Annotated in this window: 14 protein-coding genes; 4 read left to right on the plus strand and 10 right to left on the minus strand. The window is 61.1% G+C overall.

The window, feature by feature from the left end:
* Window positions 1–4: 4 nt before the first annotated feature.
* From VRB54_RS11575 to VRB54_RS11590, 4 genes are read right to left on the minus strand one after another with little or no spacing between them, the layout of a single operon-like run.
* Window positions 5–2,989 carry an amino acid adenylation domain-containing protein gene (locus tag VRB54_RS11575; RefSeq protein ID WP_338480977.1) on the minus strand — a complete coding sequence of 995 codons (2,985 nt, stop codon included), beginning with the start codon at window positions 2,987–2,989 and terminating at the stop codon, window positions 5–7.
* Between the two features lie 34 nt (window positions 2,990–3,023).
* Window positions 3,024–4,070, minus strand: a complete 1,047-nt coding sequence (locus tag VRB54_RS11580) for a TauD/TfdA family dioxygenase (RefSeq protein ID WP_338480978.1) — start codon at window positions 4,068–4,070, stop codon at window positions 3,024–3,026.
* Between the two features lie 17 nt (window positions 4,071–4,087).
* Window positions 4,088–7,459, minus strand: coding sequence for a condensation domain-containing protein (locus VRB54_RS11585; protein ID WP_338480979.1), 3,372 nt, complete (start codon window positions 7,457–7,459; stop codon window positions 4,088–4,090).
* 8 nt (window positions 7,460–7,467) lie between these two features.
* Entirely contained in the window at window positions 7,468–8,403 is a 936-nt protein-coding gene (locus VRB54_RS11590) for a TauD/TfdA family dioxygenase (protein ID WP_422396104.1), read from the minus strand.
* A 294-nt stretch (window positions 8,404–8,697) separates the two neighbouring features.
* Between VRB54_RS11590 and VRB54_RS11595 the strand changes: the two genes are divergently transcribed.
* Window positions 8,698–10,758, plus strand: a complete 2,061-nt coding sequence (locus tag VRB54_RS11595) for a TonB-dependent receptor (RefSeq protein WP_338480981.1) — start codon at window positions 8,698–8,700, stop codon at window positions 10,756–10,758.
* 87 nt (window positions 10,759–10,845) lie between these two features.
* Window positions 10,846–12,249, plus strand: coding sequence for a diaminobutyrate--2-oxoglutarate transaminase (locus tag VRB54_RS11600; RefSeq protein ID WP_338480982.1), 1,404 nt, complete (start codon window positions 10,846–10,848; stop codon window positions 12,247–12,249).
* Window positions 12,250–12,252: 3 nt separating this feature from the next.
* Here the strand turns inward: VRB54_RS11600 and VRB54_RS11605 are convergent, their stop codons facing one another.
* From VRB54_RS11605 to VRB54_RS11625, 5 genes are all read right to left on the minus strand, one after another.
* Complete coding sequence (locus VRB54_RS11605) at window positions 12,253–12,915, minus strand: fimbria/pilus periplasmic chaperone (RefSeq protein ID WP_338480983.1); 663 nt, start codon at window positions 12,913–12,915, stop codon at window positions 12,253–12,255.
* Window positions 12,899–15,301, minus strand: a complete 2,403-nt coding sequence (locus tag VRB54_RS11610; protein ID WP_338480984.1) for a fimbria/pilus outer membrane usher protein — start codon at window positions 15,299–15,301, stop codon at window positions 12,899–12,901. The genes VRB54_RS11605 and VRB54_RS11610 overlap by 17 nt, the downstream gene beginning before the upstream one ends.
* Before the next feature lie 52 nt (window positions 15,302–15,353).
* Complete coding sequence (locus VRB54_RS11615) at window positions 15,354–16,049, minus strand: DUF1120 domain-containing protein (RefSeq protein ID WP_338480985.1); 696 nt, start codon at window positions 16,047–16,049, stop codon at window positions 15,354–15,356.
* Window positions 16,050–16,227: 178 nt separating this feature from the next.
* On the minus strand, window positions 16,228–19,941 hold the full coding sequence (locus VRB54_RS11620; protein ID WP_338480986.1) for an ATP-binding protein: 3,714 nt from the start codon (window positions 19,939–19,941) through the stop codon (window positions 16,228–16,230).
* The gene (locus tag VRB54_RS11625; protein WP_338480987.1) at window positions 19,938–20,588 is read right to left on the minus strand and encodes a response regulator transcription factor; all 651 of its coding nucleotides are present in this window, start codon (window positions 20,586–20,588) and stop codon (window positions 19,938–19,940) included. The genes VRB54_RS11620 and VRB54_RS11625 overlap by 4 nt, the downstream gene beginning before the upstream one ends.
* A 297-nt stretch (window positions 20,589–20,885) precedes the next feature.
* On the opposite strand from VRB54_RS11625, the gene VRB54_RS11630 reads away from it, so the two are divergent.
* Together VRB54_RS11630 and VRB54_RS11635 are read left to right on the plus strand one after the other, a co-directional pair.
* Complete coding sequence (locus VRB54_RS11630; protein ID WP_338480988.1) at window positions 20,886–21,134, plus strand: CsbD family protein; 249 nt, start codon at window positions 20,886–20,888, stop codon at window positions 21,132–21,134.
* Between the two features lie 523 nt (window positions 21,135–21,657).
* Window positions 21,658–22,590, plus strand: coding sequence for a cupin (locus VRB54_RS11635; RefSeq protein ID WP_338480989.1), 933 nt, complete (start codon window positions 21,658–21,660; stop codon window positions 22,588–22,590).
* Window positions 22,591–23,252: 662 nt separating this feature from the next.
* Here VRB54_RS11635 and deoC read toward each other — a convergent pair.
* Entirely contained in the window at window positions 23,253–23,936 is a 684-nt protein-coding gene (deoC, locus tag VRB54_RS11640) for a deoxyribose-phosphate aldolase (RefSeq protein ID WP_338480990.1), read from the minus strand.
* Window positions 23,937–24,047: the final 111 nt, after the last annotated feature.

A 24,047-nucleotide genomic window follows, 5' to 3' on the forward strand; every position in this document is an offset into this window, starting at 1 on the left:
GCGGTTACAGGTCGGCGTCGTTGAGCTCGGCCATCAGCGCGTTGAGTTCGTCATCGGACATACCCGAGGCGCTGAACTCGGCGCTTTGCGCCTGCGTCGGGCTTTTGTCCAGCGGCTGGGCGACGCTGGCCATGGCGGCGATGCTCTGGTGCTCGAACACGTGCTTGGCCGACAGCGCGATGCCTTGTTCGTGGGCCTGGGCCACCACTTGCAGGCTGAGAATCGAGTCGCCGCCGATGGCGAAGAAGCTCTCGGTGACGCTGACACGGGGCAGTTTCAGGACCTTGGCGACGATGGCGTGCAGCGTGGTTTCCATCGGCGTGCGCGGGGCCACATGGCTGCTCTGGTCAAGTTGATCCGGGTCGGGCAACTGCTGGAGGTCGAGCTTGCCGTTGGGCGTGCGCGGGAAGGCGCCGAGGGTAAGGACGCGGGTGGGCACCATGTACGACGGCAAGCGCTCGCCGAGGTAGCGCTTTAGCGCTTCGGAATCCGGCGCATAGCCGTGGGCGGCGAGCACGTAGGCGAGCAGGCGCTTGCCGGCGGGCTGGTCCTGCACGATCACTGCCGCTTCACGCACGTCGCTGTGGCTGCACAGTTGGCGCTCGATCTCGCCGAGCTCGATGCGGTAGCCGCGCAACTTGACCTGATGGTCTTTGCGCCCGAGGAACGCCAGGCGCCCGTCGGCCAGCCAGCAGGCGAGGTCACCGGTACGGTAGGCGCGGGTGCCATCGGCGAGGGTGACGAAGGCTTTGGCGGTTTCTTCGGGTTTGTGGCGGTAACCCCGGGCCAGGGTCGGGCCGGCAAGAATGATCTCGCCCGGCTCGCCAATGCCGCTGGCGACGTCGTGTTCATTGAGGACGCGCAGGTCCATGCCGGCAATCGGGCGGCCGATGGTCAGGGCGCGGTCGGTGTCGAGCACGTCGTAAGTGGCCCACACGGTGGCTTCGGTGGGGCCGTATTCGTTGACCAGCAAGGCCTCGGGCAGGGCGTTGCGGTGCTGGGCAATCAGCGACGGCGGGCACGCCTCACCGGCAACGATCCAGCAGCGCAGGCTGTCGGCGCCACCCAACTGATCCAGCAGCGCCTGGTACAGCGACGGCAGCGACAGGCCATGGCTGACCCGGTGCTGCGCGACCAGTTGCGCCAGGTGCGCCATGTCCAGTTCTTCGCCGGGCGCCGGCAAGACCAGGCGACCGCCCTGGGCCAGGGTCCAGAAAATCCCGGCCACCGAGCTGTCGAAGGCAAACGACGACAGCAGCAGGTAGGCGCTCACGGGCGCCTCATACGCGGCCATGCGCACCTGGGTGGAATGGCTCAGGGCGCCGTGGCTGATTTCCACGGCTTTGGGCGCGCCGGTGGAACCGGAGGTATAAATCAGGTACGCAAGGTCGTCGTTGTGAGGCAGGGGCAATGGCGGCAGGGTGCTGGCTGCGTGCAGATCGGCCAGCACAAAGCATTGCAGGCCGGTTGGGACGCTGTCGGCCAGCTCGGGGCTGACGACGATGTGCGCGATGGCGCTGTCGGCGAGCATGTAGGCGCGCCGGTCCTGCGGGTAAGTGGGGTCGACCGGCACGTAGGCGCCACCGGCCTTCATTACGGCGAGCATGGCGACGATGGCGGCGTTGCCGCGCGGGAACAGAATACCCACTGGCACGTTGGCGGCGATCCCTGCGTTCGCCAGTTGGTGCGCCAGTTGTGTGGCGCTGGCGTCCAGTTGCGCGTAGGTCAGGTCGCCCTGTTGATCGCTGAGGGCGACGGCATCGGGCTGGCGCTGCACCTGGCGAGCGATCAGCTCCACCAGCGTCACCGCTTCGATTACCGGCTGCCGTGTCGGTGCGGCGATGATCGCCGCTTGCTGCGGGCCGCTGATGGGCAGTTGCGCCCAGGTCTGCTGCGGGTTGGCCAGCGCGGCCTGCAGCAGTTGCGCCCATTGCTCGGCCAGGCAGGCGGCCGCTTCGGTGCTTAGCTGATTGCAGTCGTAGACAAGCTGGGCGCGGAGCCGGTCGCTGCCTTGATGGACCTGCAGGCACGCCTTGGCCGGGCTCATCACCGCGCTGGCCTCGCGTTCGCGCGGGTCACTGGCGCGCCAGGCGAAGGCGTAACCGCCGCTGAGGTCGCCGGTGTAATAGTCCTGCCAGCCGGCGGCGCGCTCTACCAGGGTGCCGATATGGCTGCTCTGTTCCAGCAGGGTGGCCTGCGCCTGCAGGTCGATGCGCAGGGGCAGGCTCTGCTCGAACAGGCCCACGGCGCTGTCGAGTTCCGGTCCACGGCTGGGGTGAATCAGGGTAATGGGCATTTGCTGCTGCCCGGACAGGCGCCCGAGCAATACGGCCCAGGCGGTCAGCATCAGGTGTGCGGTAAAGGCCGGGTGGTTGGGCAGGCTGATGTCCAGATGTGCGGGGGCAAATCCACCGTCACGGGGTGTTTCCAGTGACAGTTGCAAGGCATGCCGTTCGTGCTCGGCTCCAGGGTTCCAGAACAGCGCGCCGGGATGCTGCGGCGCGTCTTCGACCAGGCTCCAGCGCCATTCGGCGTAATCGGCGTATTGCAGGCTGTCGGCGAGGTCCGGCGGGGTGTCTTGCAGCAGGGCTGTCGCCAGCAGTGTGAGGCTGGCGAGGTCCAGGTGACTGCTGGCGGCGGCCAGGTGCAGTACCTGGCCGTCGCGCTGTTGCACGAGGGTGACCGTCAGCGGCTGTGTCCAGTCCTGCGGGAGCGACGGGATCTGCTGCGCCACGCTGACGCGCAACGCGCACGCGTCATGGATCACCTGCACCGGGTGGCGCAAGCCGGGCACCGGCGTCAGTTGGGTGCGCAGGATCTCGCTGCCGCCCGCCAGCGCTTGCAGGCGCTGTGTGAGGGTGTCGGCGTCGACCGGCTGGGTTACGGCCCATTGCAGCTGGCAACCGAACGGGTGCCGGCTGCCGCCGTTGAGGTGTGGGTAAAGGGACGCCTGTTGCGGCGAGATGCGAAAGCCTTGAAGTCCGTTCATGTTCAACTCAACTGCAAAATAGGGTGGAGAGCGCTCACACGGCGACGTCGCTGGACAGCAGGGCCTCGGCCATGCCGGTCATGATCGCGCGCTTGCCGGTAAAGGGTTCGCGGCCGTGGACCGCGAGCATGTTGTCGATAAACAGTACGTCGCCCTGTTGCCAACTGAAGCGCACCAGCGAATCGAGGTAGGCGGCGCGCAGCGCTTGCAGCACCTGGGGCTCGATGGGCGTGCCATCGCCGTAAAAGGTGTTGGTGGGCAGGTCGAGGTCGTTGAAGTTGCCTTGCAGCGAATCGCGGATCGCCGCCGGCAGGGTGCTGATGTGAAAGAACGTCGCGTGGTTGAACCAGACCTCTTCGCCGGTACGCGGGTGGCGCACCACGGCCGGACCGCGTTGGCGAGTGCGCAGGCGGTTGTTTTCCTTCCACTCGACCTCGATGCCGACGCTGGCGCAGTAGGCTTCGACGTCGCTGCGCTCGCTGGACTGGAACACGCTCTGCCAGGGCAGGCCGAAGCCGTCGCCGTAGTTGCGCACATAGAGCACGCCTTTTTCGCGAAAGCGCGCCTGGATTTCGCTGCTGATGCGTGACTTGACCGTGCGGGTGGAGCCAATCGGGGTTTCGCCGCCGGTCTCGGAAGGCAACTGGCAGTAGAAGAACAGCCGCAGCGGAAACCGTGGCGAATAGGAATGCTCGTTGTGCGGGAAAATCATCTGGTCGGCCGGGTAGTCGGTCGAGGTGTAGATGTTGCCGCCCACCCGGGTGCGCGGCGAGGCGCGGAACATGTACTCCAGGGCTCCGGGGGACAGCGCGGCGATGACCTGGTCGAACTGCTCCACCGAGGTGACGCCGAAACCACGAAAAAGCAAGGCGCCGTGTTGCAGCAGTTTCTGTTCCAGGGCGTCGCGCTCACTGGCGGCCCATGCGGCGAGGTCAACGCCCTCGACGGCCGGCTCGATCACCAGCGGCAGAGCATGGTCGGCGCTGAGCAGGCGTTCGCTGACCAGTTGCCGTGGGGCGACGTTCATCGCTTTGCGGCGTACACCGCCGAGGGTGCGCGGCGTTGGGGGTACGTCTGGCATACAGGCATCCACCTCTGTCAAAGGGTCAGTGAGCGTCGTTTGGTCTGCAGCAACTGGCTGCGCCCGGCGCTGGCCTGGGTGTGCTGGCTTTCGCGCTGGAAGGCCTGGTCCCAGGTGTCGAGGCGCGCCGCCAGTGCGGGCAGCGACTCGCTCAACCAGTCGCCGGCCTCGTCCAGCAGACGCGTCCACAGGTGTTGCAGGCGCAAGGCACGGGCCTGATCGAAGTGCTCGCCACGGTACTTCAGGGTGGCGTCGATGCCATGGCCGGCATGTACCAGGTCCAGTACCAGGTGGAAGTCCCCCGGTGCCTGGGCCACATCGAGCGTGTGCAGTTGCGCGCCGGCAATCAGCGTCGGCGCTGAACGTGACGGTTGATAGTTCAGCTTGACCTGGAACAGCGGCGCGTGGCCCGGACGTCGCGCGGGGGCCAGCGCGGCGACCACCAGGTCGAACGGCAGATCCTGGTGGGCGTAGGCTTGTTGCGCCTGCTCGCGCACCTGTTGGAAAAATTCGCCGAGGCTCGACTCGCCCTCTACCTCGCAGCGCAGGGTGAGTTGGTTGACGAAGAAGCCGATCACCTCGTTATGCGCCGCCAGTGGACGGCCGCTGACGTCGGTGCCGAGCAAAAAGCGCGGCTGGCCTCCCAATTGCTTGAGCACCAGCTGGTAGCAGGCCAGCAGCAGCATGAACAGGGTCATGCCTTGTTCACGTGCGAGAGCGGACAGCGCATCGCAGCGCGATTGAGGCAGGCTGAAGTCGAGGCGGTGCTGCCCCGGCGTCGCGCCGCTGCCGCCCAATGCCAGGGTTTGCGGGACGTCGGCCAGGTGTGCGCGCCAGAAGTCCTGCTGCGCGGCGATGCGCGGGGGCGTCCAGTGCGCCGCTTCCCAGCTGGCGAAGTCGAGGTATTGCAGAGGGCGATCAGGCGAGGTGTGCGCCGCCAGTTCGGCGAGCAGCAGTTGCGCGGAGCGTCCGTCAAAGGCGATGTGGTGCAGGGTCAGCAGCAGGTCATGCCTGTCGCCCTGGCTGATCAGATGCGCGCGCAGCAGCGGGCCGTGTTGCAGGTCGATGGGGGTTGCGTGTTCCCGGGCCAGGCAATCCTGCAGGTTGTCCTGCACGAGCAACTGCACGGGGCTGGCGGGCATCGCCTGCTGCTGCGGGCCGTCGACGCCGTCGTGATAGACCGTGCGCAGCACGCTGTGACGCTCGACCAGCGTGTCGAGCCGCTGCGACAGGGCTTGTGTGTCCAGCGCGCCGTGCAGTGTCAGGTGCAGCACGAGGTTGTGCTGGGTGTCCTGCGGGTCGAGTTGATGCAGGAACCACAATCGGCGCTGGGCGAAGGACTGGTGGCTGTGGCTGAGGTCCGTCTCGGGTGCGGGATTGGCAAGCGGGGCAGGGGTGCCGAGGTAGATCAGCAGCGCCTGCGCCCAGTGCGCCAGGGTCTGTTCGCTGAACAGGCTTTGTGTGTCCAGTTCCCAGCCAAGGTCGCGCTGCAGACGCGCGGCGAAATCGGCCAGGCCGATGGAGTCCAGGCCCAGGCCGATCAGGCTGAGTTCGGTATTTACGCTGAGGTACGGGTTGAGCTCGAGCAGGGTCTGCGCCAGCCATTGATGGCAGGTGGCAAGGTCGGGCTGCTCGCGCAATTGCGCCACGTCAAGGCGTTTTGCGGGCGAAGCGGGCGTGGCGCCGCTCTGGGCGATGATGCTCAGGGTGCCGGCCGCCAGTTGGGTGCGGGCGCCCTGGCGGGCAATCTTGCCGCTGGTGGTCATGGGAATGGTGCCGGCCTGCACCAGCACAATCTGATCGATGCCACAGTCAGCCGCTTCGCGCACGGCGCTTTGCATCGATGCAAACAGCGCCGGGTGATGGGCCGGGTCGACGAACTTGCGTTGCGGCTCGGCCACGATCACCAGTTTTTCGCGGCCCAGCACCGGGTCCATTTCCGAGAAGGCAGCGATGCGACCGGTGCGTATGCCGGGCTCGCTGTCGGTGATCGCAAACTCGATATCGTGGGGGTAGAGGTTGCGGCCGTTGAGAATCAGCAGGTCCTTGAGACGCCCGCAGATCACCACCTGGCCCTGGTGCATGAAGCCCAAGTCGCCGGAGCGCAGGTAATGGCCGGGCTCGCCGGCGATCTGCGCCTGGAAGGCGATGCGGCTGGCCTCGGGGTTTTGCCAGTAGGCCTCGGCGTTGCTCGGCCCTTGCAGCCACACTTCGCCGATGCGATCGACGGCGCAGCGCTCGAAGGTGTCCGGGTTGGCGATGGCAATGGCGTGATGGGCCTGGGGGTAGCCACAGGCGACGAATTCCACTGCGGGCGCATCACCGCTGGCCAGGGCCACACGACCGGTTTCCAGCACCTGTTTGTCCAGGCGCAGCACCACTGGCAGCGCGTCGGCCGGGGTTGCGCTGACGCACAGGGTGGCTTCGGCCTGGCCGTAACCGGGGCTGATGGCCAGCGGGTTGAGGCCGCAGGCGGCAAAGCGCTGGGCAAAGGCGTCGAGGGTGCCGGGGTGGATCGGCTCGGCGCCGTTGATAGCGTGTTGCCAGGCACTGAGGTCGAGCTGGGCGATCAGGCTGTCGCTGACCACGCGGTTGCACAGGGCGTAGGCGAAGTTGGGCGCAAAACTGGCGGTGGCGCGGTAGCGACTCAGCGCCTGCAGCCAGGTGGAGGGCGCGTTGACGAAAGTCTGCGAGGCCATCAGGTAGCACGGCATGCCGCTGTAGAGGGGCGCCAGCACGCCGCCGATCAGGCCCATGTCGTGATACAGCGGCAGCCAGTTGACCATGGCGCCGTGTTCATCGAAACCGTAGGCCTGGCGCATCAGCTCGACGTTGGCGATCAGGTTGCGCTGACGCACTTCAACGCCTTTGGGCGTGCCGGTGGAGCCCGAGGTGTATTGCAGGAATGCCACTGTGGCGGCGTCGATGGACGGGCGTTGCCATTGGCCGGCGGGCGGCGTGCCGAGGTCGTGCACGGTCAGTACGTGGACGCGGTGGTCCACCAGTTCGCGCAGGGCCTCGCAGTGTTCGACGGGCGCCAGGATCAGTGCTGGCTGCGCATCGATCACTACGTTGCGCACGCGGTCCAGATGCCGCGGCTTGCGCGACGGCGGCGGGAACAATGGCACGGCGATCAATCCGGCATACAGGCAGGCGCAGAAGGTGCGGACATAGTCGAGGCTGCTGGGCAGCATCAACAGCACCCGCTCGCCCGGGTTGTAGCGCGCTTGCAGGGCAGCGGCCAGAGAACGGGACTGTTCGTGCAGTTGGGCGAAGGTGAGCGTTTCGCCGATGTCGACGCCGTCGGGCAGAAAGTGCAACGCGGCACGCTGCGGGAAGTGCAGGGCGTTGGCCTCCAGCACGTCTATCCAATGATTGAATGCAAACATGGTGGGATTCATGCCATGGCCACGATGACTTTGCGGTCACCGGTATAAGGATTGCGCCCGTGGGCGACCAGTCGGTTGTCGAGCATCAGGATGTCGCCGGCCTGCCAGGGGAAGCTTACGGCGGTCTGGTCATACACGGCGCGCACGCTGTCGAGCAGGGCGTCGGGAATGGGCGAGCCGTCGCCGAAGTACACGTGGCGCGGCAGGTTTTCCTCACCCACGGCGGCCAGCAGGCTGGCGCGCACGGCGGGCTCGATTGCCGAGACGTGAAACAGGTGCGCCTGGTTGAACCAGACCCACTCGCCGGTTTCCGGGTGCTGCAGCACGGCGGGGCAGCGCTGGCGGGTGCGCAGGTCGCCGTCGGCTTTCCATTCCCATTCGATGCCGTTGTCCTGGCAGTAACGCTCGACCTGGGCACGGTCTTCGGTGTTGAACACCTTTTGCCAGGGCAGGTCGAGGGCGCCGCTGTAGTTGCGCACGTAGAGCAGCTCGCGGCTGGCGAACAGTTCGCGTATCTCGGCGGGCATGCGCTGGTAGATCAGGCGGCTGTCGCAGATTGGCGTCTCGCCGCCGGTTTCACTGGCCTTGATGCAGTGGAACCAGATGCGCGAAGGCCAGGGCCGGGTGTAGGCCTGCTCGTTGTGCAAGGGGATGAACTGATGCGCCGGGTATTCGGTGGAGCTGTAGACCCCGGCGAACACTTTGCTGCGCGGCGTCGAGCCGAACTCGTAGCTGGTCAGGGGCGCGCCGAAGCTGGCCGCAAAGCGCTTGAAGTCGATGGGGGTGGCGACCGTGAAGCCGCGAAACAGTACGCCGCCGACGCTGCGCAAGCTGGCGTCGAGGCTGTCGCGTACAGGCTGCTCGAGCGCATGGATCGATTGGCCGGGGCTGGCCTGCACGCACCGGGGCAGGGTGGCGCCGTGGTTATCATCCGTGATCAACATGGGCTTGAAACGTCCGTCCGGGTGTTCGATGGAGGTCATTGTCTTGCACATCCTGTTTGTGTTTCTGGCTTTTCAGCGACGTGACAGCAGGCCTTGAAAACCGGGCAGAGGCCTTCACAAAACGTTTAACAAAATGTGTTTATGTCGGTACGAAGGGCATACTAGGTGTTAATGAGAGGGATTATCAATAGTATTCCTTTAATATTTTTTTTGGCTTAGACTCCGCCCCGCTGGGGAAAAAACAGTGTTTGCCAACGGATAAAAACTCAAATAATTGCGGTAGGGGAGCGGGGCGTGAATCACAAAATCAATACACTGGCGTTGGCGGTAGCATCAGCCGTCTGCCTTATGAACACTGCATGGGCGGACGATCAGCCAGCGGCGCTGGAGATCGCTCCAGTCACCGTCACGGGCGAAAAGATGAACCGTTCGCTCGAGAAGACCCAGTCAAGTGTGGCTGTGGTGACGGAACAGCAATTGCGCGACAAGGCCGATCACAGCCTGATCGACGTGTTTGCCCGTACGCCAGGCGTGTACAACCAGTCGGGTAATGAGAACTGGGGTATTCGTGGCGTGCCGGTGTCCGGTTTCGATGACCAGGGCCCGGCAACCCTCAACGGTGCGATTTCGGTGTATGTAGATGGTGCCCAGCAACCCAACCGCGCGCTGACGCTGAGCCCGGTTGGCCTGTGGGATACCGAACAGGTCGAAGTGCTCCTTGGCCCGCAGTCCACCACCCAGGGGCGCAACTCCCTGGCCGGTGCAGTGGTGATCACCACCCGCAACCCCACCTTCGAACCTACCTTCTCCGCCCAGACCAACATCGGCAACTACGGTGAGCACGGCGTGGCCGTGGCCGGCGGTGGCTCGATCATCGACGACAAGGTCGCCGGCCGTATCGCCATCGATACCCAGGACGGCGACGGCTATATCCGCAACACCACCAATAACGACGACGCCAACCCACACCGCACCAGCAACTATCGCGGCAAGTTATTGATCACGCCGAACGACGACACCGATGTGCTGTTGACCTACGCGCACAACGAGCACCGCCAGGGCGACAACTCGATCACCCGCATCGGCGACAAGGTGCAGTACTACAAGATCGCGTCCAACACCAAGGCCTACGACAACCTCAACCAGGACACCGTGAGCGCGAAGATCGACTGGCGCCTCAACGACGCCTGGACGCTGACCAACATGACCAGCTACACCCACTCGGGCTACACCGCGCGCAAGGACTTCGACCAGACCGCCACGGCCAACAACGTGATTCTGCGCGAGCAGAACGGCGACATGTTCAGCCAGGAACTGCGCCTGGCGTATCAGAACGACACGGTGCGCAGCTTCGGCGGGCTGTACCTGGGCAACACCACCAACAGCTTCCATGACCGCTTGCTGTTCAACAACGTGCAGCGCGGCGCCGCCAAGGGCGATGTGGACGTCAAGAACGCTGCGGTGTTCGGTGAAGTGGATTGGGATTTTGCGCCGAACTGGACCCTGATCACGGGCCTGCGCTACGACTACGAGACCAACGATACCGACGTCAAGCAGGACGACTTCTCAAGCCCCGGCAAGGTGAAAAAGAGCTTCAATGCGTTCCTGCCCAAAGTCGGCGTCGACTATCAGTTCATGCCTGACCAGTACGTCGGCTTCATGGTGCAGAAGGGCTACCGAGGCGGTGGCGTGAACGTGCGGGCCGGTGGCGGTCACACCGCCTACGATCCGGAATACACCACCAACTACGAGCTGTCGTACCGCGGTTCGTTCCTCGAGAAGAGCCTGCGCGCGCGTGCCAACCTGTACTACACCGACTGGAAGGACCAGCAGGTCAGCGTGCTCGATCCAACGGGTAATTTCTTCCTGGTTTACAACGCCGGTCGCAGCGACATCAAGGGCCTGGAAGTGTCCGTCGAAAAAGACTTTGGCGAGCAGTTCACCCTGAATGTCGGCGGCGCGGTCACCGACTCCAAGTACAAGGAATTCAACACCGGTGACGGCACCGACCGCAGCGGCCAGCCGTTCCTCTACTCGCCCAAATACAAGATGTCTGTGGGCGGCACCTACCGCTGGAATGACCGCCTGACCCTCAACACCGACCTGACCTACCAGAGCACCGCGCCGTCCGACTTCGAGTTCGACGCCGCCGGCAATGTGAGCAAGGTGCGTCGCAGTGACAACTATGTGCTGACCAACTTCAGCACTGAATACAAGGTCACCAAGAACGTCGCGGTGTCCGGTTATCTGAAAAACGCGTTCGGCAAGGAATACGTCACCAGCAACCGCATCGGCGACATCATCGATGTGGGCGCGCCACGCACGTTCGGCCTGGTGCTGCGTTACGACATGTAAACCTCTGGACGCCGGGGCCCCAGGTTCCCGGCGTCCGGTTTTGCCTGGCGCATTCTGCTCCTACACCCAGCCTCCCTGGAGGACTTCATGAACGCCGTTTCGAATGCCACGACGGGTGGTGCAGCACAGCTACGCCTGTCGCACACCGGATTGTCCCAGCCCTATTGCCTGGACCTGACGCCGATGCTCGAGCGACAGCAACAGCAGGAGTCGAATGCGCGCAGCTACCCACGGCGCATTCCGCTGGTACTTGAACGGGCCCACGGCATCTACGTACAGGACAGTCGCGGCCAGGTGTTTGTCGATTGCCTGGCCGGCGCCGGTACCCTGGCGCTGGGCCACAACCACCCGGTGATCATTGAAGCGATCACGCAATTGATGACCGCTGGTGTGCCGATGCACACCCTGGACCTGATGACACCCGTCAAGGACGCCTTCGTGCAGGAAATCTTCGGCTGCCTGCCGGCGGATTTCGCGCGCAATGCGCGCATCCAGTTTTGCGGCCCCAGCGGGGCGGACGCGGTGGAAGCCGCGCTCAAACTGACCCGCACCGCCACCGGGCGGCATTCGGTGCTCGCGTTCGAGGGGGCCTACCACGGCATGACCTTGGGGACGCTGGCCATCAGCGGCAACCTGTCACCCAAAAATGCCCTCGGCGCCCTGATGCCGGGGGTGCAGCGCCTGCCGTTCCCCCATGATTACCGCTGTCCGTTCGGCGTCGCCGGCGAGCAGGGCGTCACCCTCAACCTGCGTTACCTGGAGCACCTGCTCAACGACCCGGAAAGCGGCGTGACCCTGCCGGGCGCGATGATCCTTGAACCGATCCAGGGGGAGGGCGGGGTGATCGCTGCGCCGGACCGCTGGCTGCAGGAACTGCGACGCCTGACCGCCGCCCACGGCATTCCATTGATCGTCGACGAAATCCAGTGCGGCATCGGACGCAGCGGGCGCATGTTCGGCTTCGAGCAGTCGGGCATCACCCCGGACGTGATCACGTTGTCCAAGGCCATCGGTGGCGGCTTGCCGCTGTCGGTGATGGTCTACAACGATTCACTGGATGTGTGGCAGCCCGGCGCCCATGCCGGCACCTTCCGTGGCAACCAGCTGGCCATGGCGGCCGGCACCGCGACCTTGCGTTTTATTCGCGACAATCACCTGGTGGCCCACGCCGAAACCGTGGGCGCACACCTGCGCAAACAGTTGCAGACGCTGCAGGACGAATTCCCCTGGATTGGGGATGTGCGCGGACGCGGCCTGATGCTGGGCATGGAAATCGTCGACCCCCATGGGCTCGCGGACGTACAAGGGCATCCGCCGGTCGACGCGGTACGCGCCAAGGCGTTCCAGCAGGCGTGCCTCAGGCACGGGTTGATCGTGGAACTGGGCGGACGTCATGGCGCCACCGTACGTTTTCTGCCGCCGCTGATCATCACCGAGCAGGAGATTGATTTTGTGGCGCAGATCCTGTTTGAGGCGGCGCGTTCAGTTTGATAATCAAGGCTTCGATGCCTGGTCGGATAACTGGATGACATGGGTTTGCAGCATGAAGTTGAAGCTGGACACGCTGTTGAAAGTCAACGAGGCGTTGGCGGCCAGCGGTGATGTCAGCGCCTGGCACAGCGTTTCGCCCGGTAACACGTAAGCCTTGTTGAAGGTAATGTCGGCCTTGGTCGGCGCACTGGACATGGTTGGATCAAAACGAAATATCTTGCGCGACGGGTTGTTCATACAGAGTTTCCCCTGCGTTTGCTTGAAGCTGATTTGCTTCCAGGTGTCGACCTCTGACACGTTGGGATCCACGCCAATGATCACGGGCAGATCCTGGCCTATGACGAATTTCACCTTGCCTGCGGCTTGCTGCTGTGGGGGCAACCCTGAAAACAGCACCCGTGCGATGTGTTCCCTGTCGAGGGGCTTGTTGCTACGGAAGATCACGCGCACGGTCTGGTTTTTACCGGGTGCAACCACCACGGTTTGCGGCACGGTGTACAACACGCCACCGTCGAGGTCGTCATCCGGCAGTTTGCTCACTTTGCTGTAGAGCAGCACGGCTTCGTCACTGTTGTTTTTAAGGTCGATGGTGGCCTCTTTCTGTCCTTTTTCAATCAGCACCGCAGAGGCGCTGGGTTGCACCTGGGCGTCAGCCAGCAGAGGCATGGCTGACAGGCAGGCCAGCCAGAGGCATTTTTTGCCGAGAGCAGTCAAACGTTGTATCGATAATTTGTTCATTGGAGATCTCCAGTTGAGTGGGAAGTTTGCACATCAAGGTGCTGTCGGACGCATCGAACATCCCTGACGTTTGCAGTTTTTTAATATTGTCCTGTTTAACCAGCAGCACGTTCTGGTCGATAAAGTTGGCGATCAAGTTGCCGTCCTGGTCATAAAACACCGTGCGGGAACTGAGCGCTTCAGGCTTGTTTGTCCAGCGCATCAACACGTTCTTGTTAGTGGTGGGCTCGAAATCAAAATAGGAAACCGCGCCACGGTCGCTGATAAAGTCCACCTGGTTGTTTTGGAAGTACACGCCATCGTCCAACCCCTTGGGGTTGACGTTGACAAAGTCAGGCTTGTTATCGGAAATATTGGCCAGCACCACTTTGCCGTTATAGTTTGTTCTGGCCGAGCTGCGCCGGCTGCTGACCTTGACGAAACCCTTGAGGTGAGTATCGACAATGGCATAGGTATCTTTGAGTTGATCGGGTGTAAACACCACGCCCTTGTGATTGGCGGCAATTGAACCCGAAAGGCTCAGGCTGTTTGACGTTGCGCTGCGGCTGTCGCTTTCGGACTTGGAAACCGTCAGGCCGGCATGGGTGTACGGCGTATTGAAGTCGTTGCTTATGTAGTTTTCTGTGGATTCGCTGCGATTGGCAGTGCGCTGCACATGGCCAGCGGTCACGCTGTAATCGCTGTTGACCCGGGTGGTCAGGTAGTTATCCAGGCGCTGGCTATTGCTGTAAGCGTTGTATTGCGATCGGTAGTCAACACGGCGACCGCCCACTTCAAATGGAACAGACAGGCTGGCATTCAAGGTCATTTTATCGCGCGGGGTGTCACCCGGCGCTTGCGGGGCATATCCGGCACTCAGGGTGAACAAGGCTTTTTTGATGTTGGTGGAATAACCTGCCGACCAGGTCGAATAACTGGCGCGGTTATAAAAGTTATAACGGTTGAGTGAAACACTGAGCGCATTATGGTCACCCACCACAAAACTGTGCGTAATCCCAAGGGTACTTTTAATATCAGCCTGGTCATCGTAAAGCGCCTGGCCGACGTAGGAGAAATTGCGGCTGATGGACTGGTACGTAAGATCGGTGCCGCCGTAACTGAGGGTGGCGTTAAAGTTGACCCCCAGTTTATTACGCTCATTCCTCGATAACAGGCCGTACGTGGTCATCTGCAGGCCGCCTTTATCGAAGGTGTTGCTCAGAGAAACGCCTTGATAACGTTGCTGGGCGACGACCGCGACGGTGGGATTCACGGCATCGCTGTAGCGTTTTGAGTAACCCGCGCCTGCTGTCACTGCGTGCGCGTCTGTGTTCGAGCGCCCCGCAAAGGCGTAAAGCCCACTGCTTTGGGTGGTCGCGCGGCTGATGCGGGCACGAGAAATCTGGCGGGTATCGATGACCTGTCCATCGCGTTTGATCACCACCACCACATCCGACGTGAGTGATGTCACCGGTATGGCGGCAAGGTTGTTGTGGCCGCGGTTGACGTTCAAGGTGTAGACCAGTTGGTCTCGCTGGTAGAACTCGATCACCGCCGGCGCATCGCTGTCGTACGTGAAGGCAACGCTGCCGATGCCTGAGGGCGCGTCTTTGGTGTTGTAGACCACGCCATCCACATACCCCACGCCGAAGCCGCCATCGGGAGAGTTCAGGCGGCCGGCTTTGACGCGGCCAATATCGAAGTCGCGATCCAGATAAAACGACTGAACGTTGTTGTTGGAGTAGCGCTGGGTCCTGGAGGTGAAGCTGCTGAAGGTGCCGTTGGCACGCAACAACGCGTTATCGGCATTGGCGCCGACTTGATAGGTTGTGCTCAGTGAGTCGCTGCTCGAACCGGTGGAGGTGAACGTCGAATAGTAAGTGTTGTAGTTGACGAAGGCGCCGGTGCCGCCTTTTTGTTGTTGAATGAAGTCGGGGTTTTCCAGCAGCGCGCGCGGCACCGTGAGTTTCAGGCTGCGGTCGCTGCGGCTGAAATTGGGCTTGACCCTATCAGTCAGTTGCACGTAGGTCGCCGCGCCTTGTTTAATGCGCTGACCCCAGGCTTCTTTCTTCAGTCCGAACGTTTGCAGGTCATGGGCCGTGTAGCCCGCCTGTCCTCCCGCCGTGGCATAAACCACGGTCTTGGCAATGAAGCGATCATTGACGTAGAGATGTACCGAATTCTCGCCGGCATAAAGTTCCTTGTCGTGAAGGGCGTCCTCAACTTGTTGATCACTGATGCCACTGATACCGAGCAACTTGTTGTCAAACGTGAGCTGTGCTTGAGCGTTCATGGACATGAAAAAGATCAGCAGGAGGAAGTGAACAGGTTTCATGGCAATAAAAATGTCCCACCCTCAGGCAGGACATTTGCGAACCCACAATAAATTAGAAGTAACGAACGTTGACTTGCGCCGTTCCGTTCCAGGGAACTTGCGTGGTCGCACTGATTTGGCTGGCCTTGTTTATTTGCGGCTCAACATCGAAGGTCCAGGTAAACGAAGTGCCACTGGCCGGTTTGTTACTGGCATCCAGCGGGCTCCATTCTTCTGCAGTGTAATAAGCCCACTTGGACATCAACGCAACACTGCCCGGAATAGTAGAGTGGGTGGCGGCGTCGCGGTTATAACCGAAGTTGGTGACGTTGGCGGTGCCGTCGACTGTGGTGCTGACTGGGTTGAGTACAAAGTTACCGATCTTGTTCTTGGTCACCGGGTCAATGCCGATGCCGAAGATACGGCCCGAATCACCGTGGTCGGCGCGCCCGCTGTTGTTCCTGCCGACCATGGCGCTGGAAGGGTCTGCGTCGACAATCCACATGGCGGTTTTCGTGGTTGTACCTTCCGGGCAGTTAATCGTGATCGTGGCTGTTTTAGCGCTGAGCGTGGTGAAGTCGGATTTGTTAAGTGAGTCCCAGCTGATGGTGCCCCAGTCCAGATCAGTACCACTTGGAATATCAACCACGCAGGCGCTCGGGCCAATCACGCCTTTAACGTTGATGTCGCTGGCGGCATGGGCGATAAAAGGGGCGAGGGCAGCGAAGCCGGCAACGGATAATGTCGTACCCAGTTTGAAAAGTTTCACAGTCATACTCCTATGAATAATTAAAAGACGCGTCGAGATGGCAACGCCGATAATGAAATCGACACCATTCAAGTGCGGCGAAATTATAGGAGTGCAAAAAGTGGTAGTTGCCTGGAATATTCCAGTTCTGCTGTTAGCGAGGACAGCTGGGGGGCGCACTGGGATGATGTGCGAACCGTCAAACACCGGCGGCGCGAAGTTGCCAAACGAAGTCGCGAACGGCCGTGTGTACGACTAAATTGCGCTGTGCTTCACCGTGCAAATGCTGCGCCTGACGGGACAGTTCAGTCAGTTCGACCAGTTGCAACGCTCCGGCGAGTTTGTGCAGCAGATGGCCGAGGGTTTCGGCATCGTCACTGATCAGTGCGGCCTCTATGGCCAGCAGGTCCTTGCGACTCTCTGCGCAAAAACTGTCCCACATCACGGCCTTCAGATCGCCCATGCTGGTGACTGCCGAGTCTTCAGGCGGCGCACACAGGTAACGCTCGAACAGGGTAATCAACGCACTGAGGACGATGGGCTTGAGGATGAGTTCATCCATGCCGGCCGCTCGGGCACGCTGCTGTTCCTGCGGGTGAATGCTTGCCGTCATGCCGATGATGGGAATCGTCGCGGCCTCGAGCTGTGAGTCGCGTATCTGGCGGGTCATGGCGTAGCCGTCGAGTTCCGGCATATAGCAATCGGTCAGGATCAGCGTGTACTGCTGCGTTTGCAGGCGATCGAGCGCCTGCAGGCCGTTTTCCACCAGGTCGAAGGCGCATTGCAGGTGCTCCATCTGCCTTTTCAGCAGCAGTCGATTGGTGGGGTGATCCTCCACGATCAGCACTTTATGGCCCTTGGGGTAACTGGAACGGGGCAACGGAATTCGCCGGCTGCTGTTGCGCCCCAGCAGCAGTTGCTCAAGCGCGGCCTGCAAACCGCCCCAGGTCAGCGGGTTGACGCTCAGCCGGGTGGACGAGGGACCGACCGCATAGCCGGCAGGCAAGTCTTCGGTGGTAATCAGCAGCGTCCCGGGATGGCCAGCGGATGCCTCGTCGGTGGTGATCAGCAGGTCCTGCTGATCCGACGTGAAGTGAAACCCCAGCGCCAGCAGGTGCTGTGTCAGGGCTTCCTGACTGAGCGCAAGATCGGACGCTAGCTTTACCGAGTGGGATGCGAAAGGTTTTTCAAGCGCAGCGACGACGGGCAGGCTCAGGGTAAAAGTGATGCGCGTACCTTCATTGAGGCAGCTGTGCAGGTAGAGTTCACCGCCCATCAGTTGCACGAGGCGACGCGAAATCATCAGGCCCAGGCCCGAGCCTCCGTAGCGGCGGGTAATGGAGCTGTCCGCCTGCATGAAGGGTTGAAACAGACGCTCCTGCTGCGCCTGACTGATGCCGATGCCGGTGTCCGCGACCAGGAATTCCAGGTGCTGCTCGCCGTCATCGTGCTTGACACTCAGTTCCAGGCGCACATGACCGCGTTGGGTGAACTTGGTGGCGTTGCTGAGCAGGTTGAGCAGCACCTGGCGCAGACGGCTGCCGTCGACTTCCAACAGCCCGGCGATGCGATGATCAATCAGGCTGTGCAGCCCGAGGCCTTTGCCGTGCGCCTGATGGCCGATCAGGCGCAGCACGCCGTCGAGCAATTGACGCAGATCGGTAGGCTCGGGCGCCACGACGAGCATGCCGGAGTCGATGCGTGAAAAATCCAGGGTGTCGTCAAGCACCTGCAGAAGCGAGCGGGTCGATTCGTTGACCATCGTCAGCATTTCCTGCGCGTCCGTGGGCAGGTGCAGGTCGCTCATCAATTCGAGCAGGCCGAGAATGCCATTCATGGGCGTGCGAATTTCATGGCTCATGGTGGCCAGAAACGCCGCCTTGGCCTCGGCCGCCTGTTCAGCCAGCTGTTCGGCGGCGCGAATGCTGGTGACGTCGATAAACGTGGTGAGCACGCCCTGCGGTTCTGCGCCGTCTAGTCGATAGGGTGTGACGATGTACAGCCAGTGCTGGTCGCTGCCATCCTCGCCCACCAGGATATGCTCGCCTTGTTGGCGTTCATCGTCGCGTAGCGCCCTGTCGACCATCTTCGAGATCCGCTGGCGCACCTGCGCAGGGTAGTAGCTGATTTCGTCAACGGAGCGCCCCAGCACCTGCGCCGCGTCGACGTTGAAGGTTCGCTCATAGGCTTTATTGAGCATCAGGTATCGGCGCTGACGGTCCTTGATTGCCACCGGGTACGGATACGATTCAAGCAGCTCGCGGCTGAAGCGCAATTGCGCGGACAGCCGCTGTTGCGTTTCCCTCAGGGCGCGCTGACGGGTTTTGAGCGACAGGTGTGCGTAGAGCAATACGCCAATGATCAGCAGGGCTGCGGACCCTATGCTGCCGACGATACGCCAGAGGCGTTGCGGGGAGACGCCGATTTCATAGGTATTGCGCAGCCACTGTTGGGCAAACAGGTCGCGCTGTTCTATCGGAATGCTCTGGATCAACTGATCCAGCAGGGCTGCCAATTGAGCATGACGCTCGGTCACCGCGATGGACAACTCCAGCGGCAGATCGGTGGCTGCGGCAATCTTGAGGCTGTCCGACCAGCCTTTCTCCAGTAAGCGGTCCACGGTTATCAGGTTGCCCACGTAACCATCGGCCTTGCCGGTGCGCACCAGCTCAAAGCCATCTGCCGGGTCGGTTACCCGCAGCAGCAAGCTGTCGGGCACCCGTTGCTGGAGGCGTTGCGCGAACTTCGGATTGTCCGGCACGACCAGCGTCGCGCCATTGAGCTCTTCGATGGCGGTTTTGGCGGGTTCTCCGAGGCGTGTCACCAACACGTTTGGAATCTTCACGAAGGGCTGCGTGTAGCGCCAACCGGGCAAGTGTTCGGTGGACGCGTCCACCGGAATACGCAGGTCAATCTCGTCGGAAGGCGCAGCCGTGCCGTTTGGCGCGGGTATTTCAACCACTTTGAGCCGTAGCGCATTCACCAGGTATTTCAGGTAGCTGTAGCTCAGGCCATTGGGGCGACCGTGTTCGTCGAGGAACGACATGGGACGAAAGGTGGTTTCATAACTCACGCGCAGTATCGGCAAGTCATCCACCCATTGGCGCTGCGCGGTGGTCAGGTGGGAGGAGGGCTGCATGCGTTGATTGATCGAATGCTTGTCCAGCCAGCGCAGTTGCAGGTCGTTGAGAAAGTCGGAGGGCGTACGGGCCATGGTTGCGGCAAGGGCGTCGCGCACGTCGGGCCGCAATGAACTGATACCGAAGTGCAGACCGGCGTTGTCGTACAGATCCTGCTGCCTGACCTCAAGGGACTTGTAGTGTCCGCTGCCGAATAGCGCTTCCAGCTGGTACGGCTCGCCCAGGTAGGCGTCACCTTCGCCATGCTGCAAGGCGTCCAGGGCTGATTTGGTGTCTGCGTGGATTCGCAGTTGAGAAGGCGGCAGGCGTTGGCTCAGCCATTGAGCAGTGGTATAGCCTCGCTCGGCGACGAATGAATGTGACGACAAGTCGGCAGGGGTGATCGCCGCGCTGCCGCGCCGTACAACCAACACAAGCGGGGAGAGCAGATAGGGGCTGGAAAAGTCCATGCAGTGTTGCCGCTCGGCGTTGGTCTGCAGATCCGGCACCACGTCGATGCGGCCTTCGCACAGTGCGGTGGTGGCTTGTTCAAAAGTGGCGAACTGGCGAAACTCCAGTTTCAGATTCAATTGGTCGGCCAGGTAACGCAGGTAGTCGATACTGAACCCGGCCGGGCTGTCGCCGACCCAAAAACCCAGGGGAGGGGTGGTCTGCACGGGCAGGCCGACCACTATCACAGGGTTGTCCAACGCCGCCGGGGCTTGTGTTGACGCCGTGCACAGGCTCGACACCAGCAGTGTCAGCCACAACAGCCTGCGCAGGGCGTTTATCACCCGGTGTGCTCGACGGTGGATTTGGTCAGTGAAGCGTAATACTGATACAGCTGCGCGTCGGACTGTATACCCAACTTGCGCTTGGCCGAGTTCTTGCCCCAGCTTACCGTCTTGATGCTGCGATGCAGGGTCTCTGCAATGTCTTCGGGCGACTTGCCCGACGCCAGCAGCCGCACGATTTCCAGCTCCCTGGGGCTCAGCTGCGCTTCTCCTGCCGGGCTGCGGGGCGATTCAGCCAGCGCCTTTTTAAGGGCTTCATTCAAATAGATGCCACGACGCAGCACGGTGCGCACGGCTTTTGGCAGGCAGAGAATGTCGCTGTTTTTTTGAATGATGCCACGCACTTTCGCCTCCAGAATCAGCCTCAGAATGCCGAGATTCTCTTCACCCGTCAGCACCAGCACTGGCAGGTCCGGGTAGCGTCTGTTGAGCAAACCCAGCATGTGCAGGCCATCCATGTCGGCGCCGGGCATCGAGTAGTCCACGATCAGCACGTCGCATTCATGGTTTTCCAATGCGGTGAAGAGTTCCGGAACGCTGGTGGCGGTTGCCTGGATTTTGGCAAAACTGCTGTCATTCAACAGTACAACCTGGCAACCGTGCAGGATGGCAGGGTGATCGTCGGCGATGATGATACGAGGAATCATAAGCGCTGCTCCTGGGGAACTGTACAAATTGGCCCGTCACTTTCACCCGACTGCTCAACACGCAAAAAGTGTAGCGTGAGTACCGTCCTGCGCGCCTGTTCAAGTTGAGACGGGAGAGCCGTGAACGATACATGCACGCAGGTTTGAGAAGACTGGAAAAATCTAGTTCCCTGGGCTTGGCTAAATGCGGCACTTCAACTTGAACTAATCACCACGCCATCCGCCCTAACGCTGTGCAGCTAATCGCCAGCCCGGATTGACGCCGGGTTGCTCACTACACGCAAAGGTTTTGTGATTATGAAAAGTGAACAAGTAGAAGGTGTTGTAGAAAAGGCCGCAGGCAAGGCGCAGAGCGCTGTCGGGAAACTGTTTGGTGATTCGAAGCTGGAAGCTGAAGGGGCTGGACGCCAGGCGGCTGGTCAATTGACCCAGACCTACGGTGATGCACTTGACAGTGTTTCTACATTCGTTAAAGAAAAGCCGGTTGCAGCCCTGGCAATTGGTGCAGTAGCGCTGCTGGTGCTGGATCGTCTGTTGCGCCGCTGAGTTGGGTGGAGAGACCTTGAGGGGGTTTTCCTGAAACTCACCTTCGAACGCTTCGAGGTTGTGTTGTTTGGAGTGTGCGAAGGTGAGATGTGCGCATTCACCTGGAACGTCAAAAAGTATGTGGCTGGCGACGATAGTAACGTGCGTCATCAGTGTGAGCTTTTGGCTGGCGGCGTCATGGTTGGCCGGAGTGAATGAGCCGTGGGACGCGCAATGTTATTTTGCTGTTCTATATCCGGCGTCTCTGGCGCTGACACTGACGCTGGGTCTGCTGTTTCAGAAACGCGGATGGCTGGCGGGCCCCATCGTAATGTTCGGGCAGATTCCGTGTGTGATGATCACATCTGGAGCCGGGCCGCTATTGGCAGTTGGCATTGTGTATTGCATATTGCTTTCGATCCCGGCAGTGATGCTGTGGTGGCTGGCTTGCGTTATCTATCGACGGTTCACCGCTCCAGCGGGTTAGGCTGCATTAAGCGTCTACGCTGAGAAAGCTCCTGAGCATAAGATTGAGGTGACCCGAATGAACAGCGAATCCACGCCGGACAGGACCCGTACCGACCAGATCGACGCCGAGTATTTCGAATACAGCAAAGCGGCCAATCCGATCAGCGCGAACTTGATCACCCGGATTCCCTATCAGAGCTTCCCGGCCTCGCTGTATGACAGCGGTCCCTCCAGGGTGGTGCCACTGGACCTCAGCGAAGCCCTGGGCTGCGAAGGCCCAGCGACAGGCCCTGGGCTGTGTGCGAATTTCATTCGGCTCAACGCCGGCGATACCCTCACCTTGCAGCCCAACGCGACGTCTCAAGTGCTCTATGTAATTGCGGGGGAGGGCCGCGTGGTTCAGGGCGAGCATGCCATTCAATGGTCCAAAGGCTGCTTTATCGCGTTGCCTGGCCTGCACGAGGCACGTCTGAGTGCAACGCAGGATGCTCGGTTTTACTACGTGCACGATGAGCCGCTGTTGCGCTATCTGGGCGTGACGCGCAGCAGTGATCGGTTTGCGCCGACGCTCTATCCCGCAGACGTGGCGAACGCGAAACTGCGTGAAGCGGCCGATGACCCACATGCGCAGGACCGTAGCCGCATCAGTATCCTGTTGGGTAATCGCAACTTTCCACAGACACGCACAGTGACTCATGTGCTGTGGGCGATGTATGGAATTCTGCCAGCAGGGTCGGTGCAAAAACCCCATCGGCATCAGTCGATTGCGTTGGATTTCATTATCGACTGCCCTGCGGGGTGTTACTCGCTGGTGGGTACTGAGCTGGGTGCGGATGGACAGATCCGTAACCCGGTACGAGTCGACTGGTCACCTGGCCTGGCGTTTGTGACCCCGCCAGGGTACTGGCATGCGCACTTCAATGAGGCAGACACGGAAGCATTCCTGATCCCGATTCAGGATGCGGGGCTGCAAACGTATTTGCGGTCGTTGGATATGCGGTTTAGTTGAGTGGCTTGGGGGTAGTGCGAATAATTGCGCAGTGCGCTCATGCTGCCTGAAACATTATTTAACATAATATACATTATGCGTAATACGATGTTACGTAATCAGGGCCTGTCTCCATCGGATTACAGCAGGCAAAGCCCTCTACACTTCAAGCCTTGGCAAACCCTGCATCCACGTATACTTGGCTACCCGTCAACAAGCAGCTTTCATCCGATGCTGGAATTAACGCTACGATCATTGCAGCAACTGGGTGGTCATATCGTTCTTGATAATGTCTTCCCGGTCGATCAAGCGTTACGCTCGGCCCAGGTTTCGATGTCGTGCCAAGTGAACCTGCATTGACGTCAATGCCGACGCATTTGAGATCCAGCGCCCAGCATCCTGGCGAAGTGTTGAAGACTCGATCCAGTTCCTGCAGGTTTCATACATCACCCTGGCTGGACGCTGGCTTGGCGACCGATCAGGCTCAGGCGCTTGTCCAGCTTTACCTGTCGACGGAGACTGGCGACGCACTTGATTGAGTACCAGGCAGTGAACATACGTAGACAGTCAGGCGCGACAGTGAACAGTGCACGCTTACCCTGCCCTGAATCCTCAGCCTTTGAACCCAACTCAACTAAATGACTATTTAGTTGAGTTAAGTCACAAAGAGAACCAAATACTCTTCAGTAGCCACTGGTTGCCGTCACCGCTCCACCCACAATCGCAATCCCCGAACTGCTGCCCAACCGAGTCGCCCCAGCCTCGATCATCTTCACAGCCGTCGGATAATCACGCACCCCACCGGACGCCTTTACCCCAACACCCGTGCCCACGGTCTCGCGCATCAGGGCCACGTCTTCAACGGTAGCGCCGCTGCGGCTGAACCCGGTGGATGTCTTGACGAATGCCACGCCCAGGTCGCGGCAAATCTCGCATGCCTGAACCTTCTGTGCGTCATTGAGCAGGCAGGTTTCCAGGATGACCTTCAACGGCACGGCCCCGCAGGCCTTGTGCACCTGTGCAATGTCGTCGCGCACGGCGTCCAGCAAGCCGTCCTTCAGCCAGCCGATATTGAGCACCATGTCGATCTCCCCTGCCCCGGCCGCAATGGCTCGTTCGGCTTCAAAGGCCTTGGTGTCACTCAGGCCGGCGCCCAGTGGGAAGCCCACCACCGCACAGATCACCACGCTGTTATCGGTCAGGCACGAAGCCACGTAGGGCACCTGCCCGGAATTGACGCACACCGAATAAAAGCCATGTTCCCGCGCTTCGTCGCACAGGGTCCTGATCTGATCAACGGAGGCGTCGGGAGCCAGCAATGTGTGATCGATGTATTTGGCCAATGCGGCGGGTGGAAGACTGTTCATTAATGGCCCCTTGCCTGTATGTTTCCAATGAGTGTGAAGCGCTGTCACAGTGCTCACATAATCCGTTACAATAGTAACACTTAATGTTGCTTATTTAACATCACCAATCAA

The sequence above is a fragment of the Pseudomonas trivialis genome, from assembly GCF_036864995.1.
Classification (GTDB): domain Bacteria; phylum Pseudomonadota; class Gammaproteobacteria; order Pseudomonadales; family Pseudomonadaceae; genus Aquipseudomonas; species Aquipseudomonas trivialis.